Source organism: Melghirimyces thermohalophilus (genome assembly GCF_900102685.1).
GTDB classification, from domain to species: domain Bacteria; phylum Bacillota; class Bacilli; order Thermoactinomycetales; family DSM-45169; genus Melghirimyces; species Melghirimyces thermohalophilus.
The window spans coordinates 64,317-88,399 of sequence record NZ_FMZA01000014.1 but is presented as its reverse complement, the minus strand read 5'-3'; the positions used below and the strand labels follow the sequence as shown (position 1 = coordinate 88,399).

18 protein-coding genes and 1 pseudogene are annotated in these 24,083 nt (G+C 52.1%); 17 read left to right on the top strand and 2 right to left on the bottom strand.

Annotation, left to right across the window (positions count from 1 at the left end; translation table 11 throughout):
• Positions 1 to 410: 410 nt before the first annotated feature.
• The 7 genes and pseudogenes from BLP91_RS11410 (at position 411) to BLP91_RS11380 (ending at position 12,791) form a co-directional block, all read left to right on the top strand.
• A complete protein-coding gene (locus tag BLP91_RS11410; RefSeq protein WP_091571108.1) occupies positions 411 to 2,822 on the top strand; it encodes a type I restriction-modification system subunit M in 2,412 nt (803 codons plus the stop codon).
• A complete protein-coding gene (locus tag BLP91_RS11405) occupies positions 2,812 to 4,122 on the top strand; it encodes a restriction endonuclease subunit S (protein ID WP_091571051.1) in 1,311 nt (436 codons plus the stop codon). Before BLP91_RS11410 ends, BLP91_RS11405 begins: the two co-directional genes overlap by 11 nt.
• Complete coding sequence (locus BLP91_RS11400) at positions 4,119 to 7,454, top strand: type I restriction endonuclease subunit R (protein WP_218119247.1); 3,336 nt, start codon at positions 4,119 to 4,121, stop codon at positions 7,452 to 7,454. Before BLP91_RS11405 ends, BLP91_RS11400 begins: the two co-directional genes overlap by 4 nt.
• Positions 7,451 to 8,167 carry a M48 family metallopeptidase gene (locus BLP91_RS11395; protein WP_091571049.1) on the top strand — a complete coding sequence of 239 codons (717 nt, stop codon included), beginning with the start codon at positions 7,451 to 7,453 and terminating at the stop codon, positions 8,165 to 8,167. Before BLP91_RS11400 ends, BLP91_RS11395 begins: the two co-directional genes overlap by 4 nt.
• A gap of 301 nt (positions 8,168 to 8,468) precedes the next feature.
• Positions 8,469 to 8,741: pseudogene (locus BLP91_RS17565) on the top strand (SMI1/KNR4 family protein); the annotation flags it as partial.
• A gap of 68 nt (positions 8,742 to 8,809) precedes the next feature.
• Positions 8,810 to 12,064 carry a DEAD/DEAH box helicase gene (locus tag BLP91_RS11385; RefSeq protein WP_091571046.1) on the top strand — a complete coding sequence of 1,085 codons (3,255 nt, stop codon included), beginning with the start codon at positions 8,810 to 8,812 and terminating at the stop codon, positions 12,062 to 12,064.
• Between the two features lie 136 nt (positions 12,065 to 12,200).
• Positions 12,201 to 12,791, top strand: coding sequence for a hypothetical protein (locus BLP91_RS11380; protein WP_091571042.1), 591 nt, complete (start codon positions 12,201 to 12,203; stop codon positions 12,789 to 12,791).
• Between the two features lie 691 nt (positions 12,792 to 13,482).
• Here the strand turns inward: BLP91_RS11380 and BLP91_RS11375 are convergent.
• Together BLP91_RS11375 and BLP91_RS11370 are read right to left on the bottom strand one after the other, a co-directional pair.
• Positions 13,483 to 13,968 (bottom strand): hypothetical protein, encoded by a 486-nt coding sequence (locus BLP91_RS11375; RefSeq protein WP_143003537.1) that lies wholly within the window; start codon positions 13,966 to 13,968, stop codon positions 13,483 to 13,485.
• A 21-nt stretch (positions 13,969 to 13,989) separates the two neighbouring features.
• Entirely contained in the window at positions 13,990 to 14,871 is an 882-nt protein-coding gene (locus tag BLP91_RS11370; RefSeq protein WP_091571038.1) for a hypothetical protein, read from the bottom strand.
• Positions 14,872 to 15,374: 503 nt separating this feature from the next.
• Here BLP91_RS11370 and BLP91_RS11365 point away from each other — a divergent pair.
• The 10 genes from BLP91_RS11365 (at position 15,375) to BLP91_RS11325 (ending at position 24,027) form a co-directional block, all read left to right on the top strand.
• Positions 15,375 to 16,343 carry a tripartite tricarboxylate transporter substrate binding protein gene (locus BLP91_RS11365; protein WP_245662245.1) on the top strand — a complete coding sequence of 323 codons (969 nt, stop codon included), beginning with the start codon at positions 15,375 to 15,377 and terminating at the stop codon, positions 16,341 to 16,343.
• A gap of 12 nt (positions 16,344 to 16,355) precedes the next feature.
• The gene (locus tag BLP91_RS11360; RefSeq protein ID WP_091571035.1) at positions 16,356 to 17,882 is read left to right on the top strand and encodes a tripartite tricarboxylate transporter permease; all 1,527 of its coding nucleotides are present in this window, start codon (positions 16,356 to 16,358) and stop codon (positions 17,880 to 17,882) included.
• Positions 17,867 to 18,295 carry a tripartite tricarboxylate transporter TctB family protein gene (locus tag BLP91_RS11355; protein ID WP_091571032.1) on the top strand — a complete coding sequence of 143 codons (429 nt, stop codon included), beginning with the start codon at positions 17,867 to 17,869 and terminating at the stop codon, positions 18,293 to 18,295. The genes BLP91_RS11360 and BLP91_RS11355 overlap by 16 nt, the downstream gene beginning before the upstream one ends.
• Before the next feature lie 113 nt (positions 18,296 to 18,408).
• Positions 18,409 to 18,654 carry a UxaA family hydrolase gene (locus tag BLP91_RS17170; protein ID WP_245662244.1) on the top strand — a complete coding sequence of 82 codons (246 nt, stop codon included), beginning with the start codon at positions 18,409 to 18,411 and terminating at the stop codon, positions 18,652 to 18,654.
• A 96-nt stretch (positions 18,655 to 18,750) separates the two neighbouring features.
• Positions 18,751 to 19,095, top strand: a complete 345-nt coding sequence (locus BLP91_RS11345) for a FadR/GntR family transcriptional regulator (protein ID WP_091571029.1) — start codon at positions 18,751 to 18,753, stop codon at positions 19,093 to 19,095.
• A complete protein-coding gene (locus BLP91_RS17305) occupies positions 19,056 to 19,226 on the top strand; it encodes a hypothetical protein (protein WP_143003536.1) in 171 nt (56 codons plus the stop codon). Before BLP91_RS11345 ends, BLP91_RS17305 begins: the two co-directional genes overlap by 40 nt.
• The gene (locus tag BLP91_RS11340) at positions 19,226 to 20,296 is read left to right on the top strand and encodes an Ldh family oxidoreductase (protein ID WP_091571027.1); all 1,071 of its coding nucleotides are present in this window, start codon (positions 19,226 to 19,228) and stop codon (positions 20,294 to 20,296) included. Before BLP91_RS17305 ends, BLP91_RS11340 begins: the two co-directional genes overlap by 1 nt.
• A 183-nt stretch (positions 20,297 to 20,479) precedes the next feature.
• Positions 20,480 to 21,514: a Delta(5) desaturase DesA gene (gene desA, locus BLP91_RS11335; RefSeq protein WP_091571100.1), complete on the top strand. Its 1,035-nt coding sequence runs from the start codon at positions 20,480 to 20,482 to the stop codon at positions 21,512 to 21,514.
• Positions 21,515 to 21,628: 114 nt separating this feature from the next.
• Positions 21,629 to 22,645: a LacI family DNA-binding transcriptional regulator gene (locus BLP91_RS11330; protein WP_091571024.1), complete on the top strand. Its 1,017-nt coding sequence runs from the start codon at positions 21,629 to 21,631 to the stop codon at positions 22,643 to 22,645.
• Between the two features lie 41 nt (positions 22,646 to 22,686).
• The gene (locus tag BLP91_RS11325; protein WP_091571021.1) at positions 22,687 to 24,027 is read left to right on the top strand and encodes an FAD-dependent oxidoreductase; all 1,341 of its coding nucleotides are present in this window, start codon (positions 22,687 to 22,689) and stop codon (positions 24,025 to 24,027) included.
• Positions 24,028 to 24,083: the final 56 nt, after the last annotated feature.

The window sequence follows — 24,083 nt, the reverse complement described above, 5'->3', positions numbered from 1 at the left end:
TTTTGAAATAACGGGAGCCTCCGATGGGAGGCTTTTTGTACATCGTTATATAAGGGTTTTTCTGATGTTACACTAAACAGTGGGGTTGATGCTTTGATGAATTACCTTTTGTGAGATGGCATCATGACGACCTTGATTATCCCAATCTCAATAGGAAACGAGGAAGCCCGAGTTTTTCCCGGGGGTAAAATCGGATACGTTTAGCATAAAGAACTTTGATGGTGTACGTAGGTTCCATGGAGACATGTCTATGGTACAAAACGATGAACGAATATTATAGGTCAATCACCCTTATTGAACTATGGTGGGGATACGATTAAACTGGAAAATGGAACCTGATTCATTCTATTATTTTTAGTCACGATTGATTTTTACTTTAGATCATACATCAGAGAAGGAGCATGAACATCATGGCCAAACTCACCCTGTCCCAACTGGAGCGTCATCTCTTTTCTGCCGCTGATATTTTGCGTGGCAAGATGGATGCCTCCGAGTTTAAGGAATACATATTCGGCATGCTGTTTTTGAAGCGTTGTTCGGACGTATTTGATCAAAAGTACAACCAAATCATCAATGAAAATCTAGACAAGGGCAGGACCCGTGAAGAGGCGATCAAACGGGCGGAACGCCCCGTCTCCTATCGGGACACTTTTTTTGTTCCCAAAGAAGCTCGGTGGGATTATCTTCTAAACGAACTTCACAGCGACCTGGGGAACGCCCTCAACAAAGCCCTCCTAGGACTGGAGAATGAAAACCCGGTTCTGGAGGGGGTGGTCGGCCACATCGACTTCAACCGCCGTGTGGGTCAAACCCGCCTCTCCGACCAGAAATTGCGCGAACTGATTCATCACTTCAATAAGCACCGTCTGTGCAACGAGGACTTTGAAAACCCCGACCTTCTCGGCGCCGCTTATGAATACCTGATCGGCCAGTTTGCCGACTCCGCCGGGAAAAAGGGTGGGGAATTCTACACCCCCCGGGAAGTCGTCCGCTTGATGGTCCAGTTGACCAACCCGGAAGAGGGAATGCGGGTGTACGATCCTTGCTGCGGATCCGGCGGTATGCTCATCCACTCCCATCGACATGTGGAGGAACACGGTGGCAATACCCGCAACTTGAGCCTCTACGGTCAGGACAACAACGGCGGGGTGTGGGCCATCTGCAAGATGAACCTTCTTCTGCATGGAATCAACGCCAACCAGGACATCCGGAACGACGATACCATCGTCAACCCTCTCCATGTGGAGGGCGGGGAGCTGATGCGCTTCGACCGGGTCATCACCAATCCTCCCTTCAGCCAAAACTACAGCCGAAACGGACTCAACTTCCCGGAACGCTTCCGCTATGGCTTCTGCCCGGAAACGGGAAAAAAGGCGGATCTGATGTTTGTCCAACACATGTTGTCCGTTCTGCGCTCCGACGGGATCATGGCCACGGTCATGCCCCACGGGGTGCTGTTTCGCGGCGGAGCGGAGAAAGAGATTCGCAAAGGGTTTATCGAGGACGATCTGCTGGAGGCGGTGATTGGCCTTCCTCCCAACCTCTTTTATGGTACTGGGATCCCCGCCTGCATCCTCGTCATGCGTGCCCCGGGAGCCAAGCCGGAAGCCCGGAAGGGAAAGGTGCTCTTCATCAACGCCGACGCCGAGTATTACGCCGGCCGCGCCCAGAACCACCTGCGCCCGGAGCACATCGAGAAGATCGTCTCCACCTTTGAATCCTTTGCGGAGGTGCCCGGCTATGCTTCGGTTGTGACCAAGGAGCAATTGGAAGAGAACGACTGGAACCTTAACATCCGCCGCTATGCCGATAACGCCCCCGCTCCGGAACCCCACGACGTCCGGGCTCATCTGGAGGGCGGCGTGCCCCAGGCGGAGATTGAAGCCAAGCGTCCTCTTTTCGACGCTCACGGTTTTGATCCGACGTCCCTGCTGGTGGAAAGGGATGGGGACTATTTGGACTTTGCTCCCGACTTAAGTGAAAAAGGGGAGATCCGATCCCGCATCGAATCGGACCCCGGCCTTTGTGCCCGGGAAGAGGAGCTGAAGTTGGCCTTTGACCATTGGTGGGAGGAATACGTGGGTCACCTCACCGACCTGCCGGAAACCAAACAGTTGATGACATTGCGAAGGGAGCTATTTGCCTCCTTCAGCCGTTCCCTTACCTCGGTGGGGCTGTTGGACCGGTTCCAGGTGATCGGTGCCATTGCCAGCTGGTGGAACGATGCCCAGCACGATCTTCGCACCCTGGCCACCCAGGGCTTTGAGGGAACCATCGATGCCTGGGTCACCGCCTTGAAAGCGTCCATGGAGGAAAACGGAAAGGATGGGAACGACCTCGATCCCCACACCCATCCCCTCACCCGCCGCCTTCTCCCCAACTACCTGAAACAGCTGGCCGATCTGGACAGCGAACGGGCGGAGTTAGAAGGGAAGCTCGAAGCGGCCAAGAGTCAGGAGGAAAATGAAGACGGCGACGAAAGGAAATCCCTTTCCGAAGCGGAGATCAAAGCCATTCGTAAGGAACTGAACGCCCTCAAGCGGCAGCAGAAAAAAATGAAAGATGAGCTTCTGCCGTATCTGGAAGAGGCATGTGCCAATCTCAGTCCGGAGGACTGCCGGGACCGGATCCTCTCCATCCTGCGGGAAAACCTCACCGCCCAACTGGACCGGGCCGTCACCGCCCACCGGCAGCAGGTGGTGGCAGCGGTGGAGAACTGGTGGGACAAATACCGCGTCACCCTGAGGCAGATCGAATCGGAGCGGGATGAGGCGAAAGAGAAACTGGAGATGTTTTTGAGGGGGGTGGGGTATGTTGGATGAGATCAATTCAATACCATCTGGCTGGGAAGTGTGTTGTGTTGAAGATGTATGTAAATTGGGCAGAGGAAGAGTTATAAGTACTGAAGAAATATCGGAAAATCCGGGGAATTATCCGGTTTATTCTTCTCAAAGTAGTAATGAAGGAATTATGGGATACTTAAATACGTTTGACTTTGAAGGAGAGTACGTAACTTGGACTACTGATGGAGCTAATGCAGGAACAGTATTTTATAGAAAAGGGAAATTCAATTGTACAAATGTATGCGGAACGTTGGAAGCTAGAAAGCCTCGACATATTGATATGAGGTTTATTTCAAGAGCTTTAGCAATGTATACCAAAAAGCATGTAAGTTACATCGGTAATCCGAAGTTGATGAACAACACTATGGCAAAGATCTTAATAAAGTTGCCCCCTTTCCCCGAACAACGCCGAATCGCCGAAATCCTGGACACTCTGGACGAGACGATCCGGAAGACGGAGGCGCTGATCGACAAGCTGAAGCGGGTGAAGGAGGGCCTGCTTCACGACCTCCTCACCCGCGGCATCGACGAACACGGCCAACTCCGCGACCCCGCCACCCACCCCGAACAATTCAAGGACTCTCCCTTGGGGCGGATTCCGAAGGAATGGAGTATACAAAGTTTAAAGGAAGTATCCACTAAAATACAGGATGGAACCCATTTTTCTCCACAAAGTAAAGAAGGGCCTTATAGGTACATCACATCAAAAAATATAAGATTTGGTTATTTAGACTTAAGAGAATGTGGTTGGATCTCAGAACAGGAACACCAAGATATTTACACAAGGTGTGATGTTACTTACGGTGATGTTCTTCTGACTAAAGATGGCGCAAATACCGGAAATGCTGCCATAAATACACTTCGCGAGCCCTTTAGTTTGTTGTCAAGTGTGGCTTTCATTCGAGTGAATGAAAAGCTATTAGACAATGAATACCTTCTCCAATACATTTTGTCTCCTGTAGGACAGGATTGTATTACGGACATTATGTCCGGACTTGCAATTACTCGATTAACATTACAAAAAATAAAAGATTTTGTTATTCCTGTTCCATCCTTGCAAGAACAAAATCTAATAGGATCTTATCTAAAAAAACAAGATAATCGCATACAAAAAGAACAAGCCTACCTCAACAAACTCAAACAACTTAAAAAAGGCCTCATGGATGACCTGCTTACGGGCAAGGTACGGGTGAACCAACTGGACGACTCCTATTTCAAGGAACCCTCGGAACAAGAGCCATTGGAGAAACAACTAGAGGCGGAGGCGATAAAACCGTGACCCATACCACCCGCTTGGATCCCAACGAATACACCAAAGTAGAGAAGCCCTTCATTGATCAGTTGATCCAAATGGGCTGGCAGTGGATCGAGGGAAACACCCGGGACCCTTACCAGACCGAACGCAAAAATTTCCGGGAAGTGCTCTTGGAGGGGCGGGTGAAGGCTGCTCTGCGCCGGATCAACCAGGAGAATGGTCGGGAATGGTTGGATGGTGCTCGGGTGAACCAGGCTTTCAGCGCCCTGGAACGTCTCGGGGAGCATCGGTTGATGGAGGCTAATCAACGGGCGCTGGATCTGCTCTTGAAAGGAACAGAAGTGGAGGGGGATCCCGACCTTCACGGGGGAAAGGATGAGACGGTCCACTTTATCGACTTTCAACATCCGGAAAACAACGACTTCCTGGTGATCAACCAGTTTCGAGTGGATCCCCCCGGAAGCCGTCATTATATCATTCCCGATCTGGTCCTGTTTGTGAACGGCATCCCCCTGATCGTGGTGGAGTGCAAAAGCCCCTCAGCCAATGAGCCGATGGCGGCCGCCATCGAACAGCTCCTCTCCTACTCCAACCAACGGGAGTGGGTGGAGGGGGGCGAAGGAGTGGAGCGTCTCTTTCACTACAACCAATTCATGATCGCCACCTTCTGGGAGAAAGCCCGGGTGGGGACCATCGGGGCCTTGCCTGAACACTATCTGGAATGGAAGGACACCAGCCCCGTTCCCCAATCCCGGGTGGCGGAGGAATTGGGGGTGAAGCGGTTGTCCGGCCAGCAAGTGCTGGTGGCCGGCATGCTCCGAAAAGAGCATCTCTTGGATCTTGTCCGCAACTTTACCCTCTTTTCCCAGTCCGGTTCCCGCACGATCAAGGTTGTTGCCCGTTATCAACAGTACCGGGCTGTCCACGAAGCGATCCGCCGCCTATCCGAAGGACAGACCTTGCGGGAACACGGAGTGGCGGATCAACGGGGCGGGATCATCTGGCATACCCAGGGTTCCGGGAAAAGTCTGACCATGGTGTTTCTGGTGCGCAAAATGCGAACCTTGCCCAAATTGCGCCGGTTCAAGGTAATCTTTGTTACTGATCGGCGAGATCTAGAGAAGCAGTTGTCCGAGACGGCGTCCCTTACCGGAGAGACGGTTCGCAAAGCAAGGAATATCACTGAACTGAAACGATTGCTTCGACAAAAAGGCTCCGACTTGGTCTTCACCATGATTCAGAAGTACCAGGAAAAGGAGGATCAATCGAAAGACTTTCTCTATGAACGGCTCAATAAAACGCAATCGGCAGTCGGAGAAAGAACGGCCGAGTCGAGGGCGTCATACGGAGAAGATTCCCGAACGTCCAAGGTGAAGAAACCGATGGAGAAGTTAAACGATTCCGAGGAAATCGTGGTCCTGGTGGATGAAGCCCATCGTTCTCAGTCCAGCGCCCTTCACGCCAACCTGACGTATGCGCTGCCCAATTGCGCTAAAATCGGTTTTACCGGGACGCCGATCATGATTGGAGATCGGAAGAAAACTCGTGATATCTTCGGGGACTACATCGACCGCTACACGATTCAGCAGGCGGAAGCCGACGGGGCCACGGTTAAAATTTTGTATGAGGGACGAACCACTTCCGCGAAGGTGGAAGACGACCGGGAACTGGATGATCTGTTTGAAGATATGTTTCGGGATCGCACCCCCGAAGAACTGGAAACCTTGAAGAAAAAGTACGCCACCAAGGGAAATGTCTTGGAAGCAAAACAGATGATTCACAAAAAAGCGGAGAGTATGCTGCGTCACTATATCCTGAACATTTTGCCCAATCGGTTTAAGGCGCAGGTGGTCGCTTCCAGCCGGCGGGCGGCGGTACGGTATCATCAAGCGTTTTTGGATGCGCGTCAGGCACTCCTGGATCGGTTAGTAGGTTTTGAACCGCCGGATGTGGACGATGAAGAGGCCATGAAGCTGCCGCTGGAAGACCGATATTTGTTGACGGCCTATCGGCACCGGGATTTAATCCGGGAGCTGGAATTCGCCGCCGTTATCTCTCCGCACAATACCGGAAAGGACAAAGACCCCGAAAGTTGGAAGGAATGGACGGACAAGGGCAAGCAGGATAATCGGGTGAAACGGTTCAAAAAGCCCTTGGTCCATTCCGATCCCGACAAGCGAGATCCTCTGGCTTTCTTGATCGTCAACAGCATGCTACTCACCGGTTTTGATGCTCCCTTGGAACAGGTTCTTTATCTGGATCGATCCCTGGAGGGTCATAATCTCCTGCAGGCGATTGCTCGGGTGAACCGGACCTACCCGGACAAGAAATACGGATTTGTGGTGGATTATTGCGGGGTGGGAAACCACTTGAAGGAAGCTCTTGAGGTCTACAGCAACGACGATGTGCAAGGCGCGCTCACCCATTGGCGAGATGAACTCCCCACTCTACGTGACCGCCACCGGCGGGTGTTGGATGTTTTTCTCTCCAGGGGAATCGGTTCTATTGAGCAAATTGATGACTGTGTTCATCTGCTCCGAGATGTGAAAATACGGGCCGATTTCACCGTTAAACTGAAGCAGTTCCTCCAAAGCCTTGATATCGTCATGCCCCGCCCGGAAGCACTCACCTACACCCGGGATGCCAAAATCCTAGGATTTATTCATAAAAACGCCCACAATCGCTACCGGGATGAACAGCTCAATCTGATCGGCTCCGGGGAAAAAGTGAGGAAATTGATCGACGATCACATCACCGCCACCGACGTACAGTTGAAAATTGAGCCCATTTCCATCTTGGATGCGGATTTTGAAAGAGTGGTCGACGGTCATACCTCCAGCCGGGCCAAGGCATCGGAAATGGAGCATGCCGCCCGCTACGAGATTCGCAAGCGTTTTGATGAAGACCCGGTTTATTACAAGAAGCTTAGCGAAAAGTTGGAAGAGATCCTGAAGCGGTTTGAAGACGACTGGGAGCAATTGGAGTCGGCCCTTCGCGAGTATACGCGGGAATTCCGTCAAGGTCGGCGGGAAGAAGAGGAGGATGATGGCCTCGATCCCCGTACTCAGGTGCCTTTCTTTGACTTGCTGTTGGAAGGCCTCGGAAAGGAAAAGCGAAATCTCGACGGGCCGGAACGGGAGAAATTGATCCGAATCACGGTGGAAATGGTCGATCATATCCGCCAGGAGATTCGGGCGGTGGATTTCTGGCGGAATGAACAGGCGCAGGAATCTCTTCGGGGATGGGTGGTGGACAAATTGGATGAGGAGGATGCGGTGCCCTTCGAACTGCAGGAGAAAATCGCCTGCGATGTGTTACAATTGGCGAAAAACCGCCATGGGAGTCTAACATCATGAAGGAAACATCTTTGGTTGTGGAAGACCTTCAGTTTTCCCTCCGTCGCAGCAAAGCGCGAAAGACCGTCGGTATTACGGTGGAGCGGGATGGTACCCTGATCCTATCTGCTCCTGAGAATACCCCGGATCATTTGTTGCGTGAAGTGGTGGAGGAAAAAAGGGAGTGGATTTACACCAAGCTGGCTAAAAAAGAACTTCTCTTCAAACCCCGACCGGCCAAGGAGTTTGTGGATGGAGAGGGATTCTTTTATCTGGGACGAAGTTACCGCCTTCAGTTGGTGGATCCCGTCGACCAAAACGGGAAAAAACGTCCCACTCTCCGGCTTCACCGGGGTTACTTTGAACTTCGCCGGGACGAGGTCCACCGGGGACGGGAACATTTTATTCGATGGTACCGGGAGCATGCTCACCCTTGGCTGCAGCGAAAGGTGGATCTCTGGAAATATCGCTTAGGGGTGCAGCCAACGGAGGTTCGCGTCATGGATTTGGGCTATCGCTGGGGCTCCTGTGGGGCTTCGGGAAACCTCAATTTCCACTGGCGCACCATCCTTCTCCCGGCTTCCATCGTGGAATACGTCGTCGCCCATGAACTGGCCCACCTTCACCAACCCCACCATACACCGCAATTCTGGGAGCACCTGGACCGTGCCATGCCGGATTATGTAAGGCGAAAACAATGGTTAGCGGAAAATGGCGGGGAGTATGGGTTGTGAGAACAACCCCATACTCCCCAACAAACAATTTTTAGGAAGGGTTAGATCGGATATTTCACTATTCAACGATAGAGGTGATTTTATCTTGAATAACCGCAAGCGGAGTTTAACGCCGTGATGGTTCAGCTCATCCCCCTTTTCCAGCTGTGGAAACAGTACCGGAAGAGGGGTTTTTATCACATATGCTTAATAGGTCCGTTTATGATTTTGAAACAAAAAAAGGGGCTGTATTTGATCGCTTACTAAGTTATGATCCAAACCAACCGCATTATATTTTGCGGAACTACGATGCAATAAAAGATCGCTTCTTGACAACGTTTTCCCAATAGCCAGCGATCCGTTTGGTAACTACATCTGTTTTGATTACCGACAAGATGACGAAAAGCCATCCATTGTATTTTGGGATCATGAAAAGCCCAGTCGCAAGACGGCTATAAGCCCCATTTGCGAGGCTAAAACTTTGAGCCAGTCATTGGACTGTTTTTCTGTCGAAGAGCTTATTCCTACCTGGGTGATCGTTTATAACCTTCATCACCTATCTTTAGCATGCAAGAAAATAGTTACAAAAGATTAATAGAAATCATGTTGGCGAACTATTATAATTATTGTTAACGTGCAATGATTTTATAAAGGGGGAGGGCCTTGGAACAGAGTCAACGGGTGTTGGGGTATTGGCGGCAGAGTGTGGAAGATGGTAATCGGTTGGATTTTAAAGAAGAGGATATACAAGATATCAATTACGTGGAGCAGGCGGAGATCAAGGCCGGAGAGCTGTCTCCTTCTTCCTTTGAGAAGGTGGAGAAAAAAGCGGACGGGCAGCAAGGGGCTTTGGATCTCATGATCTGCCCTTTTCCTTTGAAGCAAAAGAGAAAGGACGATACGGAGGCTCACTTTTTTCCGTTGATCATTCCGGCCCGGCTGGAGGAAGACGGTTCGCTAGAGCCGCAAAAAGATTGTCCCCCCTTTATTCCGCGCAAATACTTGGAGCCGACGGAACAGGATGGTTACTACCTGGGACAAGCGGCTGCGGCGGAGGAGTATCGGGAAAAGTATCCTCACCCAGGGGAAGGCACATGGGAGATGGTGTGGCAGGATGCGTGGCAGCTGTTTAAAAAGGTCAGCGGAAAAAATCCCGACCGCATTGAACGGAAAGGTTTCTCTAAGATGAATCAATCGGCGGTGTGGTTTGGGAAGGTGACCAGCGGTGCCTATCTTCATGTTACTCCCTGTTATGAGGACCTGTGCAAACAGAAAACGTTGCCCCCCTTATTAACCAGCTTTACCGGATCAGGACGAAGTGGGCAGGAGATGGCTCGGGCCGATCACTTCAAGTATGGGCCCCGGCATGTGGGGCAGATGGGGGATGAACATCCGCTGACCCCATCCCAGCGGGAAGCCCTTCACCATTTCTTTGCCCTAGAGGAGGGGGAGATCCTCGGGGTGAATGGACCTCCCGGCACCGGCAAGACGACCATGATCCAAAGTGTGGTCTCCTCTCTATGGATCGAGCGGGCCTTGGAGGAATCGGAACCCCCTGTGATCATCGCCTCTTCCAGCAATAATACAGCGGTATTAAACATTCTGGACAGTTTCCAAAAGGCGGCGGGGCAGAAACCGAAGGACGAGGCATTGACCTCATTGGCTTCCCGCTGGATTCCTAAGGTGAACAGCTATGGGCTCTTCTGTGCTTCCAAGAATAAGTATAAGGAGCTCAGCGGTCAGTACCCCTCTATTTTGTGTCGGTACAATAAGACCTATCGCCGATATGAGTTTGTCGGTTTTCTTCCGGATTTGGAAGCGGGGAATCTTCAGGAAAAGGTCGACTTCTTTTTGCAACAATGCACAGATTATTTCGGGGAGCCCATCGGCGATCTCCGCCAGGCAAAACAACGATTGCACCGAGAGCTGGTCCGCGTCTCAGAAAAGGTGAAGGGCCGGTCGTTCGATTATTATGAGTGGCTGCAACTATGGCAACGTTTGCAAGAGGAGTTTGGCTCCCAGGAGAAGTTGGAACAGGCGATTGCTGAGAGGACCCCTAAGGAAGAAGCATCCCGTTCCCAAAAGGAATTTTGGGAGAAGGTTTACACCGAATGGCTGGATCATGTGAATGGACGATCCTGGTGGCAGCGGTTGTTCCGTCCCTTACAAGGGCCAGCCAATGAATCTTTTCTACGTAAAAAAGGGATCGACGAAGCATTTGTATCCTATAAAGATGCCGATGTCAAAGCGGTCCTATCGCAGAAGGAAGCTGAGGCCAAACAGGAACATGACCGCCACCACCAACAGTTGAGCGATTGGAAGCAGCTGCGAGACCGGTTGCAGGAGCTGGATGAGGCGTGGAGTCAGGAGAAAGGGAAAGAGGGCTTTTTTAAGAAGCTGGACACCCGCTGGCGCTACCAAGCATTCCTGTTGGCTACCCACTACTGGGAAGCCCGGTGGCTGGAGGAGCTCCGCGCAGAGCCGAATCCTGCTGAAGAATCGGAAGAAGAGCGGTGGAGGCGTTATGCCAAACTGACGCCTTGTTTTGTGGTCACTACGCTGTCTGTCCCCAACTACTTCCGCCGTTTTCGGAAACCAAGGGAATATCTGTATCAGTTTGCAGACCTATTGGTGATCGATGAGGCGGGACAGATCACGCCGGAACAGGCGGCACCGGCTTTTTCCCTGGCCAAACGGGCGTTGGTGGTGGGGGATACGGAGCAGTTGCAGCCGATTCCCCGTGTCCATCCGCCGGTGGATCGGGCCAATCTCAAAGCCTACGGGTTGTTGCGGGAGGAAGCGGATTTTGAATCCTTCAGTCAAAGCGGGCGGGCCGTTTCCACCGGCAGCGTGATGAAAATCGCCCAACAGGTGAGCCGCTATCGGAAATACGAAAATATGGGCGGGATGTTACTGACCGAGCACCATCGGTGTGTAAAGGACATCATCCAATATTGCAATGATCTGTGTTATCACGGGCGTCTTCGTCCTAAGCGAAAAAATCCCGCACCCGATAAAGCGCCCTACGGCGATTTGCCGCGGCTGGGATCCTTTCATGTGGAGGGGATGGCGGAACAAAAAGACGGCAGTTGGGAAAACCACCAGGAAGCCGCCACCATCGCCTGGTGGATCCACCACATGAGTGAAAAATGGACCAAAGGTAATCGCCGGTTGAAAGACGTCGTAGCAGTGGTCAGTCCTTTCCGCAAACAGGCCCGTCTCATCAGCCGCTATCTGAAAAAGGAATACGGCATCGACGGATTGACGATCAACACCGTTCACGCCTTGCAGGGGGCGGAGAAGGATATCGTTATCTTTTCCGCCACTTATGGGGGAGAGGACGTAAAGCAGAAAACCCTGTTTTACGACACCACTCGCTATTTGTTAAATGTGGCCGTCTCCCGGGCGAAGGAATCGTTTATCGTCTTTGGGGACATGAGTATTTTTGGCCGGTCCCCGCAACAACCCTCGGGCAAGCTGAAAGAGCGCCTCCAACCGTTACCCGAACACCTGGCCCAGGTTCCGGAACCAACGATTGAGGAAATGGTGTCCCGGATGAAGGGGCGGGTGAAAACAAATAAAAAGGTGGAGAAAAACGTGACCATTATCAATAACAATAATGGTGGAAATGTGAACATAGCGACTGACCACTCCACACTCCAGGTGAATGAAGGAGCGGAGTTGAGCAGCCAGTTGATTGAGGATCTTCGCAAAGAGATGAGCCAAGTTCGTCAAGTTTCTGAAAAGGAGAAAGAGGAGATCCTGCAACTATTAAAAGCGCTGAAACAATCGAAGGAAAAAAAGGAATACAAAAAGATGGATCGCCTGTTGCAGCGGCTCCGCAGATGGCAACCTCTTTTTGATGGATTGAACGCGACCGGACAAACGGCTGCAAACATCATGAACATATTCAAGTAAAATTTTTATGGATCGATCCATCCGGGGAGGAAATCAGGGAGTAGACAACGAAATTTCTGTAGTTGTCGGACGTATAAAAACATGCTTCAGCTAAATCCGGTCAGCAGGAGATCCTGCTGTTTTGTGGAGGGGAAATATGTCTGATTTTTGGTGGACTGGATTTGGGGCGGTCGGGGTGTGGGTGACCGGTGCGGCGGTCTTTTATGCGGCACGGGTCGCGCTTCATCTCAGCAAGCCCCGTCTTAAGATCATGTGCAAACAGGAGAAAGCCAGCCCGATCCCCGTTCCCGTGCTGAAAGTGACGGTGTTAAACACGGGATCCTTTCCCGTCGATATCGGCGGTGCCGATGTGTCGACTCCCTTTCGCTGGGAAGAAGTGAAGGATCGCTGGCATGATTGGAAAGAACTCTTTCCCCGCCTGGTTAAGCGGGAGCGGTTTGTCCCCTTGTGGATCACTTGGAAGATGGCCTTTGAGGAGATGGCACAAAAACACAGAGACCGAAAAACCATTGGTGTCACCCCTCAAGAAGGCTACCAAACCCGCATTGAACCCGGCCAAACCACTGAATTAACCTTTAACCTGCATAATCTATCACAGGAACTGAGTCAGCGGGGGTTTGAGGGTATGGCCACGATTATGGTTCGGGTGAGGGATCAGCAGAATCGGAGGCACAAGGGAACCTTTACCTATTCTATTGACCAGGTGACCCAGTCATTTCAAATGTAAATGAGTGGATGATGGAGCGGTGCTCGCGATGAGCATCGCTCCATTTCAATGAAAGAGGAGGTTATCAAGTGAGGAAATTAGAGGGTTATGTAACACCTCGAAAATGAGAACACTTATATTAGTCCGTAACCCCGAAATTTCGCTAAATAGGGAGTTTTGGGGTTGTTTTACGTGAATATTATCAGTGAGGGCCTGACATGGAAGTCAACGGGTGGCATCCGGTTCGTTTATACAGCAAGAACGGGAAACGGACCAGCAAGGGGTTGCCCTGCTTCGCTCAACTCCAAACGAAAAACACGTGAAACACGTGCGTGAAAGCCATTCGTTGGTTTGGTTGGTCATTTTGAACCTCCTGCTATTTAAATTTGTCGGGGAAGCCTGTAAGTAATCCCTTCTTTCCAATACGCTCCCCAATGTTCAAAAAACGTTATGTTCATGATGTTTCTACTCCTTTAGTGCAGAACTTGACCATTCTGGTCTCAGATTAAAATATTTCTCTTCTTGGCAACATCCAAAACCATTTCTCCGTTAGGTAATGGTTGTTCCGCCAAACCGTCATTCTGATGCCCGGAACTTCTTTTTTTGTCTCTACATGCGTGTGGAGAGATATTTTGGGCTTTCTAGATGAACATCATAAAAATAAATGAGACATCCCGGGGAGACGAACCCAGGATGTCCCTTAAGCTTGTGGTTAACCTTCCTGTAACCCCCGCTTGGCTTCTTCCGGAAGGATGGAGTCGTAGTTTCCAAACTGAATCATCTCGCGGAAGTGGCTGGAGACGTCACATTTCCCGTATTCGGCGTCTTCCATTGCCCTACCGTCGATGAAGAAGTTCTTCCGATACCGGCCGTCGGTTTCGTAGAGGTAGGTAACCATATCGATTTCTCTGCCGTCATAGTATTTTTTTTGGACATTTTTCAGGAACAATTGATGTTCTTGAGCTACATAGGATTCCGATTTTTTTGCATCCAAATTTTCATTAAGGTAAGCAATACTGCAAAAATAGCCTTCATAATTGAAATTGATTTTAACAATATAAACGGGGGCTTTGTTTTTGGAAATGATGACGACGTAAGGTTTTTCTTTTTGATGAAATTGCTTCGCTTGATCGAGTGAGAGTTTACCCCTCGCATTTTTTCTAATTCCTCTCCAACTTTCGTAAAACTCCGCGATCATGATCATCTCAACCCCTGTTAATTAATTTAGGATATTCCCTTTTTCATCTCGAATGGTGATGTCTCGAGAATCCGCATAATCCAGGATGTTTTGAGGAACTTTCTTTTTCTGGACTGGGACCTCCAGAATCATTTCGCCCTCTGGATTTATATCTAGTCCAGCCAAACCGTCATTTTGATGTCCGGATCCTTTCCGTTGGGAGGGGACATCGGCAATTTTGGCACCGGGTGGATACTTATTCTTCAGTTCGTTGATATAGTTTTTAGCGGTTTGAAATTTGATGTTGGCGAGTTGGGTGTACTTACGGGAGACGATTTCCCCTTTTTTGGGATTATAGGAATCCAATCTTACCTTACCACTTTTAGCGGAAGGTTTCTCGATATAGATTTCATTATGTGGATACTTCACAGCCATCTTCTTGTTGAAGGCGTTCCCTTTTTTGATGTTTCGGGTGATGGCTCGGGCTTTTTCTTCGGGATACTTTTCCCGGAGGGATCGATAGAGTTGGGATTCGCTCAGGTTTTCCTCGATCAGGTCGTTGATCAGTTGATCTTCGTCATTTGCTTTGTTGATGATGTCGCGAGCTTTTTTCTCTTGATCGGGATTCCCATCCGGTTTGTTATTCGCCTGGTCGCATGAAGTGCCTTTTTTCTTCGCGCAAACGTCGTGGACGAAGATCCCCTTGGCGATGCTGCCGACTTTAATCGCTTTTGCCGGGGTGGGAAGGCTTTCGGCAATGCCCCAGATCCGATGGAGCAGGGGCTGTTGTTTGCCGTTTTTGTCTTTTCCGCTCCAGGATTCCGAGAATTGCTCCCAGTCGAAAATCAATTTGCCTGTGTTTACAACCGGTTCATCCCAGAACTGATTCCAGCCCTCAACGGTATTGTCCCAGGAGTCTTTCAAGTATTGGCCCGGATTTTCTAAGGCTTTGTTCCAGGAATGTTTGATATCTTCCCAACCAATGGTTTCTCGTAGGTAATCTCCAGGACGATTCCATAGACCCTTGATAGAGGGAGATATAAAAGAGGAAACCCGCCGGTTGGCGGGTTTTGTTTGATACAGGGGGATGCCAGTTGGTCGCCTGGTGATGGTCCAGGCTGATCTCGTAATATTTTGTCCTTCCTACCATCCATAACCGCATCAGTTGAAGCGTGGCCTCTGCTCTCGTTTTCACAGTCAATAGAGATCCAAGTCCATCTCCCTCTTCAATTCCGGAATCATGTTTGCCACGAGCTGAGAATAAAAACAAACAGGAGGAATCTTGTGAGAGTGGTGGATCGTGCATGGTCGGGTTAATAGTGGCACGATGCTCATTTAGTGACGTGTTTGGCCTCTGCAGATGAAGATCCCATTGCCAATCCATGATTGGGACGGGTCGCCGATATGGATGAAGGAGTTGGTCATTGGTGAAAAGGAAAGGAATCCTGTGGCTATCCCTCTTTTTGCTGGCCGCATCCGTCCTCGCAGGATGCAAAGCTTCCTCCTCAACAGGGGATGCCGATTTTCCCAACCGACAACTCACCTACATGATCCCCTTTGAAGCCGGGGGACAATCAGACATCGAAGCGAGACGGCAGCACAAGCATTTGGAAAAGGAACTGGGCCAGCCCGTGGTGATCACTTACAAGCCGGGCGGGGGCGGATCGGTAGGCTGGACGGAGATGGTGAATAAGAAACCGGATGGCTATTATATGGCCGGGATCAATATTCCTCATATCATCCTGCAGCCCATGTCCAACGAGGATACGGGATACAAGACCGATCAGATTCAGCCTGTTGCCCTTTTCCAGTCGACACCGATTGGCTTGGCGGTGAAAAAGGAAAGCGGCATCCGATCGATGAAGGATTTCGTCCAGAAGTCCAAGGAAGATCCCGGAAAGGTCACAGTGGCGGGTTCCGGTACTTTTTCCGGTCACCACCTCGCTCTTCAACAACTGGAACAGCAGGCGGAAATGAAGTTGAAGTATGTGCCCTTTACCGGTGCCGCCACCCAGGTGCAAGCCTTTTTAGGCGGCAATACCGATGCGATTCTGGCCAACTCCAGCGACCTGTTGAAGTACAAAGACCGACTGAACATCCTGGCGATCGGCGGCGAGAAGAAGCTGGGTTTCTTTCCGGATACACCTACCTTTAAGGAATTGGGCTATGCCATGAATCCCACCATCGATCGAGGAGTAGGCGTGCCGAAGGGGACGCCAGAGGCGGTTGTCGAAAGGCTGGAACAGGCATTTCTCCAAATCGCGAAGGATCAAAAGATTCAGCAGCAGATGAAAAAGGAAGGGTTTCTTCCCTTAGAGATGGGGGCGAAGGAGAGTGAGCAGTATATTGAGCAACGGAAAAAAGAGTTGGAACCTGTATTGCAGGAATTGAAGTGAGGCGAGGCAACGATGTGGGAGACGGTCCTATCCGCATTGATGGATCCGGTGAACGCATTGTTTTTAGTCGGCGGGGTTGCCGGCGGCATTGTGGTCGGTGCGCTGCCGGGCCTGACGGCGACGATGGCTCTGGCGCTGATGCTCCCTTTTACCTTTTCCATGTCGCCTGAACCGGCTCTGATCATGCTGGGCGGCATCTATATCGGTGCGATTTACGGAGGATCGATCTCCGCCATCCTGATCAATACCCCTGGAACACCCTCTTCCATCGCCACCACCTTTGACGGATACCCGATGACCCGGCAGGGGAAACCAGAGCAGGCCTTGGTGACGGCTGCCTTCAGTTCCGGGATCGGCGGAGTACTCGGGGGATTGACCCTCCTGTTTCTTTCTCCGGCGTTGGCGGATTTGGCCCTTCAGTTCGGTCCGCCGGAGTTTTTCTGGGTAGCGATTTTCGGGCTGACGATTATCGCCACCTTGTCTGCCGGTTCCCTTTTGAAAGGGATGATCGGGGGATGCTTGGGCCTCATGCTCAGTACGGTGGGCATTGCCCCCATCGGCGGAGAGTCGCGCTTTACCTTCGGTTTTTCCCCGCTTCAGGGCGGCCTTGATTTGGTCGTGATGTTGATCGGCCTTTTTTGTATTCCAGAAGTGTTGGCGATGGTGGATCGAAAGCGAGTGGCCAAACAGGGCCTCGCCTTGAAACGGGAGAAGGGAGTGGCAGGCGGTGTAATCAAAAAATTGGTTAGACAGCCGCTTCTCCTGCTTCGCTCCTCCATCGTCGGGATCATCACCGGCATCATTCCCGGTGCTGGGGGCAATATCGCCAGTCTGCTCTCCTATGATCTGGCGGTTCGCTTCGATAAGAAGCACAAGGATTACGGGAAAGGAAGAATGGAAGGGGTGGTGGCGTCGGAGGCGAGCAACAACGCGGAAGTGGGAGGCTCTCTGGTTCCCTTGCTCTCCCTGGGCATTCCGGGAGCGGCGCCTGCGGCGGTGTTGATGGGGGCGCTGCTGATTCAAGGCATCACCCCCGGTCCCGATCTCTACACCCGTTATCCGGATTTGGTTTATACCTTTATTATTGCCTTCATCATCGCCAATTTCGTCATGTTTGTGATGGCGTTTTACGGTGCCCGCTATGTGGCCCGCATGATCGATCTGCCCGCTGATGTGCTGCTTCCCATGATCGTGATGTTGACGGTGATCGGCTCCTTCGCGATTCGGAACAGCTATCTGGATGTATGTATGATGTTGGGCTTCGGGATCGCCGGCTATTTTTTGAAAAAGGTGGGATTTGAACCGGGGCCGATCGTTTTGGGTATCATTTTGGGACCGATCGCGGAGACGGGATTGGCGCAGAGCATGCTGCTAGGTCAGGCGGAGGGGGGTGTGTGGCAGATCTTCTTCACCCGTCCCATCACCCTTGTCTTGATCGTCCTCTCGCTAATCTCTTTGCTATCGGCGGTCTATATCCAAACGTCACGGGCCGGTTGGAAAGCGGGAAGGAGGGATGCGGAAACATGCGACGCAGACTGAATCGGGAGATCGGGGTGTCGCTTTTCTTTCTGGGGATCGCCGTCATCGCTTTCATCCAGGTGGAGGGATTGAACCGAATGAGTGCTGTGTTCCCCCGGACGTTGGCCGTGATTTTGCTTGTGCTGAGCGGAATCCTTCTGGTCCAAAGTCTTGTTCGTCCGCCGGAAAAAAAGAAAGGGGAAACACCGCTCGCCTCCTCACGGATCCTCCCTTTTCTGTTGATCCTCGTTCTGTATGCGGTCTTGATAGCAGGCTTGGGCTTTTTGATCGCCACCATCCTTTTTGCCGGAGTGGGGACCTGGTACCTCTGTGATCGCAACAAAATCCGCGCTATCATCGGCTCGATCCTGCTGGGTATCCTGTTTTATGCCCTCTTCCGTTTTGTGTTTCTGGTTCCCTTTCCCGGTATTTAGTTCCCGTCAGGTCATGTGCAGCGATGGAGTATGGGTACGGATCGGAGTAGCGCCTCGGGGTTTTCAAGCGGGGGAATATGTGCATACCCACTATCTACGGCGAGGTGGTAGGGATGGCTTCTATTTTATGGACACGTCGTCGGCGGCGGCAGAATTATCACCCTGATGGCGGCAGGGGGGCGGTGATCCACTTATGCCCTACCGGACAGGGCAACGTCGTCGGTCATTCGATCGAGCCGGTGATCAAGTTGTCGGGAAATCCCTATACCGTCGCCCGCATGAACGAACACATCGATGTGGATATGAGTAGGTTATTATCCTGGGAAATCACACGGACAGACGCCGCGGATCAACTGTAGCGCTGTTTTGTCCGAAGGGTGAACGGGCCCCTCACCTCGACGGAAGCCTTCGGCCATCGGGAATTTGTCATGACAAAGTTCCATCCGAGCGCTTGAATGAAGGCCAAAGGGGATCGGCTGCCGACAGAGCGCGATTTGGCACGGGAGTTTGGGGTGAGCCGTACCGTGGTTCGCGATACGGTAAAAACCCTGGCGGGGCGGGGGATTTTGCGGGTGAAACACGGAGTTGGGATCTTTGTATCCGTCCACTCCTCCGCCAACTGGGACAAAGAATCTTTGCAGGGGGCGGCGTTGACGGATCTGTTTGAAATCCGAAAGGTATTGGAAAGCGAAGGGGCCGTTTGGGCGGCGCAACGCGGTAAACCGCATCATGTGGAACGGATGGGCCGAGAACAGAACCGATTCCTGCGGATCATCCCCTGCTCCACCGGAAGAACGTGATTCTTTCGCCCCATATCGCCGGGTTGACGAAAGAATCGCAAGCCCGGATCGCGTGTTTGGTGGCGGAAGAGGTGCTGAAGGTGCTGGAGGGAAAAAAGTCGATGTTAGTTGTGAATGAGGAGGAAACGTGATGGAGAGAATCTCCTTTGATCCACTTTACCGGCTGACCATAAAGATTCTGACCCGGGTCGGGGTTCCAAAACGGGATGCGGCCACAGTATCGGATGCGTTGCTCCGCGCCGACCTGGAAGGGGTCGAGAGTCACGGCATCTGTCGCTTGCCGGTCTATGTCCGCGGGATCCAGGAAAAAAGGATCAATCCCGTCCCCCGGATCCGGGTGCGGCGATTAGGCGGTGTGATCCAGGTGGATGGCGATAACGGCTTAGGTCAGGTCGTCTCCCGACAAGCCGTATCTGAGGCGATCACTTCCGCCAGACAGACAGGGGTGTCTGTGTCCGCTGTTTCCCACAGCAATCACAACGGGGCCGCCTCCTATTATTGTCAGAGGGCGGCGGAGGAAGGCATGGTCATGATCGCTATGACCAATTCTCCATCAGGTATACCGCCAGCAGGGGGGAGAAAGGCGTTTCTGGGGACCAATCCGATCGCTTTCGGCTTTCCCCCGACGAAGAAACGGCCGCCCTTGATTGTCGATATGTCTTCCAGTGTGGTAGCCCGGGGAAAGGTGATGCTGGCAGCCAAGAAGGGTTTGCCGATTCCCTCCGGCTGGGCGATCGATGAGAGCGGTGAGAGAACCACGGATCCAAAAGCCGCTCTCAAAGGAGCCGTGCTTCCCTTCGGTGGTGCCAAGGGGAGCGCGCTAGCGACGGCGATCGAAATCCTGTCCGGAATGTTAAGCGGAGCTGCCTTTGGTTCCCATGTGCAAAGCATGGATGGAGGGGGTTCATCGGCCAATGTGGGTCACTTTTTTATCCTCATCCATGTGGCGCATCTGATGGACCGTCAGGAATATGATCGGCGGATGGACCAGTTTATCGAAGAGATGAAATCGGTTCCCTTGATCCAGGGTGCAACGGAAATTTTTTATCCCGGAGAACGGCGTTACCACCGTTATATGGAAAGAAAACAGTCTGGCATTCCGATTTCGGAAGAGCTTTGTGAAGAATTGGCGCGATTGGCCACTCATTGTGATGTGGAGCATGATTTTTTACAACGATCTCATGCCGCCGGAACCAAATGAAAACATAAAAAACTCCTTTCAGCGGCACAAGCTGAAGGGGTTTTGTTTCATTTCACCAAAATCATAAATGGTCGTCGTTTTTTACCATTGTTTTTTGACACGGCTCACGTTAATGTGTAAAGAGTGATAAAAGCCCAGATCGAAATCGCGGATTTTAATAATGGGGAGAGAGTTTTTTTGACGATAAACCATCAAAAAGGGATCAACTGGCAAAAACTGATCGCACCGTATGCTAAGCCAAATGTGCTGCGAAGTATCTGGCAGATCGTCAATACCTTTGTTCCTTTCTTTCTGCTTTGGTACGCTGCTTATTGGAGTTTGTCCATCTCCTACTGGCTGACCCTGCCCCTGACCGCCGTGGCCGCCGGTTTGTTGGTCCGGATTTTCATCATCTTCCATGACTGCTGTCACGGTTCCTTCTTTCCCAGTCGCAAGACGAATGAGGTGTTGGGAACGATAACAGGCATCATGACCTGTTGTCCCTTTCATCAATGGCGGCACAATCACTCGGTACACCATGCCACCAGCGGCAACCTAGATCGGCACGGCACCGGGGATATTTGGACCTTGACCGTCGATGAATACTTGGCTTTGCCCCGTTGGAAGCGGCTGGCTTACCGTCTTTATCGCAATCCCTTGATCATGTTCGGACTGGGACCGATCTACATCTTTCTGATCGATTACCGGTTTAACCGCAAGGGGGCCAGGAGAAAAGAGCGGATGAATACGTATCTCACCAACGTTGGGATCGCCGCCATCGCTGGGATGCTCTGCTGGGCGATCGGTTGGAAGGCGTTCCTGCTGGTTCAGGGACCGATCTTTCTCATCTCCGGCTGGGCCGGTGTCTGGCTCTTCTATGTGCAGCACCAGTTTGAGGGTGCCTATTATGAGAAGGATGAAAAGTGGAGTTATGTGGATGCGGCCCTCAAGGGGAGCTCTTTTTACAAATTGCCCAAGGTGCTGCAATGGTTTACCGGTAACATCGGCTTCCACCACATACACCATCTCAGTCCTCGGGTGCCCAACTATTACCTGAACCGAGCCCATGAGGAGAATCAGCTATTCCAAAGCGTCAAGCCGATCAAGTTGTTTTCCTCCCTCAAATCCCTTAAGTTTCGCATCTGGGATGAGCATCGTAAAAAACTGATGAGCTTCCGGTATGTGAAGCGCTACCTGGAGGATCGGCGCAATCAGCGCATGCAGGGGAACGAATCATAAAGAAGAAACGAAGGCTCTTCGGCCTTCGTTTCTTCTTTTCGTTCCATTGTTTGAAATCTTCCGTCAATAGTCTTATAATGGTTTTATGTTAGCGCTAACAATCAAGGAGTGACCATGAAACGGATCAATTTGAACGAGGTGGCGAAAAGAGCTGGGGTGTCGGCGATGACCGTCTCCCGCGTCATCAATCATAAAGACCATGTCGCCCCAAAGACCCGGGAAAAGATCAACCGGGTGATTCGCGATCTCCGGTATGAGCCTCACGCGATCGCCCAGAGCCTGGCATCGAGGAAAACCCGGATTTTGGGGGTCGCCGTCTACGGAGAGGAAAACACCCACCCCGCCTTTTACCATCAGATTTTAAAGGGGTTTCGCCGCCGGGTTGCTGAGAAAGGATATGATGTATTGATTTTTTCAGAAAAGGGAGACATCCCTTTGTCCCGGCGCGTGATCGGTTCCCAGTTGGCACAGGGGGTTCTGCTGGCAGGGGCCCACATCCCAGAAGAGGAAGTGGAAGTCTTCAGAAAAGCTCGCTTCCCTTTCGCCGTGATCGGCCGTCCCGACGTGAAGGGGGCGATACCCTGTGTCGCCTTGAACTACCGGGAAACCTTTGCCCAGGTGACTCGTTCCCTGATCGAGGCAGGGAATCGGCGCATTGCCTTTGTGGCCAATGCAGCGGGATTTCCCGCTGACCGGGACAAGTATCTCGGATACCTCCATGCACACAGGGAGGCCGGGATCCCTGCGCCTCCTTCCCTGGCCCGCCTGGATGTGGAAACCCAACAGGATGGATTGCAGGCGGTGAAGGGGGTGCTCTCCGCTCAGCCGAGCGCTATCCTTTTCGGAAATACCAATGCCACTTTCGGGGGTTTTTGGGCGTTGCAGGCCGGCGGGTCCGACTGGGATCCTTCCCTTTCCCTCATCGCTTTCGACGATAACGGGGAGATGCATCGGCTGTTTGCCGACACCCTATCGGGAACTTTAGGCAGCATCGGCCTTCCCAAAGAGCGGCTAGGCGTGGAAGCGGCGGATCTGTTGATCCGGCAGTTGGACCAACCTTGTAACGGGGAACAGATCTGGATTCCTCTGGAGTTGCGAGGGGTGCAAGTTTCAGCATGTGGTGAGAGTTAGTTGAAAAAAGGTTAGCGTTAACATTCCGAAGGAGGGACAACATGAGAGAGCATTATGACATCATCGTGGTCGGAGGCGGACCCGCCGGTATCAATGCCGCCCTGGCCGCAGGTCGGAGACGAAAGAAGGTTCTGCTGATTGAACGGCACGGGTTTTTAGGAGGAATGTCGACCATCGCGGGGGTCTACCCCTGGATGACCTTCCACACCGGAGAGGGAAAGCAAGTGATCCGGGGGATCGCTGACGAAATCGTGGAACGGCTGAAGGAGCGGAAGGCTTCCCCGGGTCATCTGCGGGACACCTGCGGCTTTGTATATACAGTCACCCCCTACGATCCGGAAGTGTACAAGGTGCTGGTAGTGGAAATGTTGCGGGAAGCGGGTGTGGACATTCTGGTCCACAGTTTTGTAGATGATCTGCGCCTTCGCGATTCCGCCACCATCGACACGATCCAGATCACCTCCAAATCCGGACGGAGGAGAGTCTCCGCCGACTTCTTCATCGATACATCGGGGGATGCGGACCTGGCCTATCTAGCGGGGGCTCCCACGGAAAAAGGGCGCCCCGATGATAAGCGAACCCAGCCGATGACCACCAAGTTCCGTATGCGCGGGGTCGATTTAAAAAAGGTAAAAGCGGCCATTCTCGCCGATCCAGACAATTTTTATCCCAAGACGCCGATCAAGGAGTTATCTGAACTACCCCTGACCGCTGTGCAGGGCTTTTATTCCCAGTGGAAGCGGGCCCGCTTGCCAATCAAACGGGATCAAGTCCTCTTTTTTGCCGGACCGGCCGAGGACGAGGTACTGGTTAACATGACCCGGGTACAGGGTTTGGATGGAACCGATGTGGAGGATTTGTCCAAAGCGGAATATGAAGGGCGGAAACAGGTGTTGCTGGTGGCTGACTTTCTCAAGGAGTGGATCCCCGGGTTTGAGACGGCTAGCATCTCCAGCGTAGGGGCCCAGATCGGCATCCGAGAAACCCGTCGCATCGTGGGCCAGTATACCTTAACCCAGGAGGATGTCACAGCGGGAAGAAGATTTGCGGACGTGATCTGCCGGAGCGGTTATCCCATCGATATCCATTCCCCCTCCGGTAACCATGTGGAGGTGGCCCGAGTTTCTGGGGATGGGGCCTTCGACATCCCTTATCGCTCCCTGGTCCCGCAACGGATCGACAACCTGTTGGTGGCCGGCCGTTGCCTGTCCGCCTCCCACGAAGCGATTGCCACCTCCCGGCTGACACCCAGCGCCATGGGCACCGGGCAAGCGGCGGGGACGGCAGCCGCTCTCTGTTTGGAGTCAGGGGACCGGCCGGCGGATGTGGACATCTGGTTCTTGCAGGAGCAATTGATCGAGGATCGGATGGTCTTATCCTAAAAACGTTGTGACAAGCGAGCGGCTCGGTTTATGCCCGTCGTATACACTTTCGGGGG

Excerpts from the sequence above, each read along its gene's own strand:
- BLP91_RS11375 (WP_143003537.1), bottom strand. The coding sequence starts at position 13,968 with ATGATCGCGGAGTTTTACGAAAGTTGGAGAGGAATTAGAAAAAATGCG.
- BLP91_RS11355 (WP_091571032.1), top strand. The coding sequence starts at position 17,867 with ATGCGACGCAGACTGAATCGGGAGATCGGGGTGTCGCTTTTCTTTCTG.
- BLP91_RS11345 (WP_091571029.1), top strand. The coding sequence starts at position 18,751 with ATGAAGGCCAAAGGGGATCGGCTGCCGACAGAGCGCGATTTGGCACGG.
- BLP91_RS11405 (WP_091571051.1), top strand. The coding sequence starts at position 2,812 with ATGTTGGATGAGATCAATTCAATACCATCTGGCTGGGAAGTGTGTTGT.
- BLP91_RS11380 (WP_091571042.1), top strand. The coding sequence starts at position 12,201 with ATGTCTGATTTTTGGTGGACTGGATTTGGGGCGGTCGGGGTGTGGGTG.
- BLP91_RS17170 (WP_245662244.1), top strand. The coding sequence starts at position 18,409 with ATGGCTTCTATTTTATGGACACGTCGTCGGCGGCGGCAGAATTATCAC.
- BLP91_RS11410 (WP_091571108.1), top strand. The coding sequence starts at position 411 with ATGGCCAAACTCACCCTGTCCCAACTGGAGCGTCATCTCTTTTCTGCC.
- BLP91_RS11325 (WP_091571021.1), top strand. The coding sequence starts at position 22,687 with ATGAGAGAGCATTATGACATCATCGTGGTCGGAGGCGGACCCGCCGGT.
- BLP91_RS11330 (WP_091571024.1), top strand. The coding sequence starts at position 21,629 with ATGAAACGGATCAATTTGAACGAGGTGGCGAAAAGAGCTGGGGTGTCG.
- BLP91_RS11395 (WP_091571049.1), top strand. The coding sequence starts at position 7,451 with ATGAAGGAAACATCTTTGGTTGTGGAAGACCTTCAGTTTTCCCTCCGT.
- BLP91_RS11340 (WP_091571027.1), top strand. The coding sequence starts at position 19,226 with ATGGAGAGAATCTCCTTTGATCCACTTTACCGGCTGACCATAAAGATT.
- BLP91_RS11360 (WP_091571035.1), top strand. The coding sequence starts at position 16,356 with ATGTGGGAGACGGTCCTATCCGCATTGATGGATCCGGTGAACGCATTG.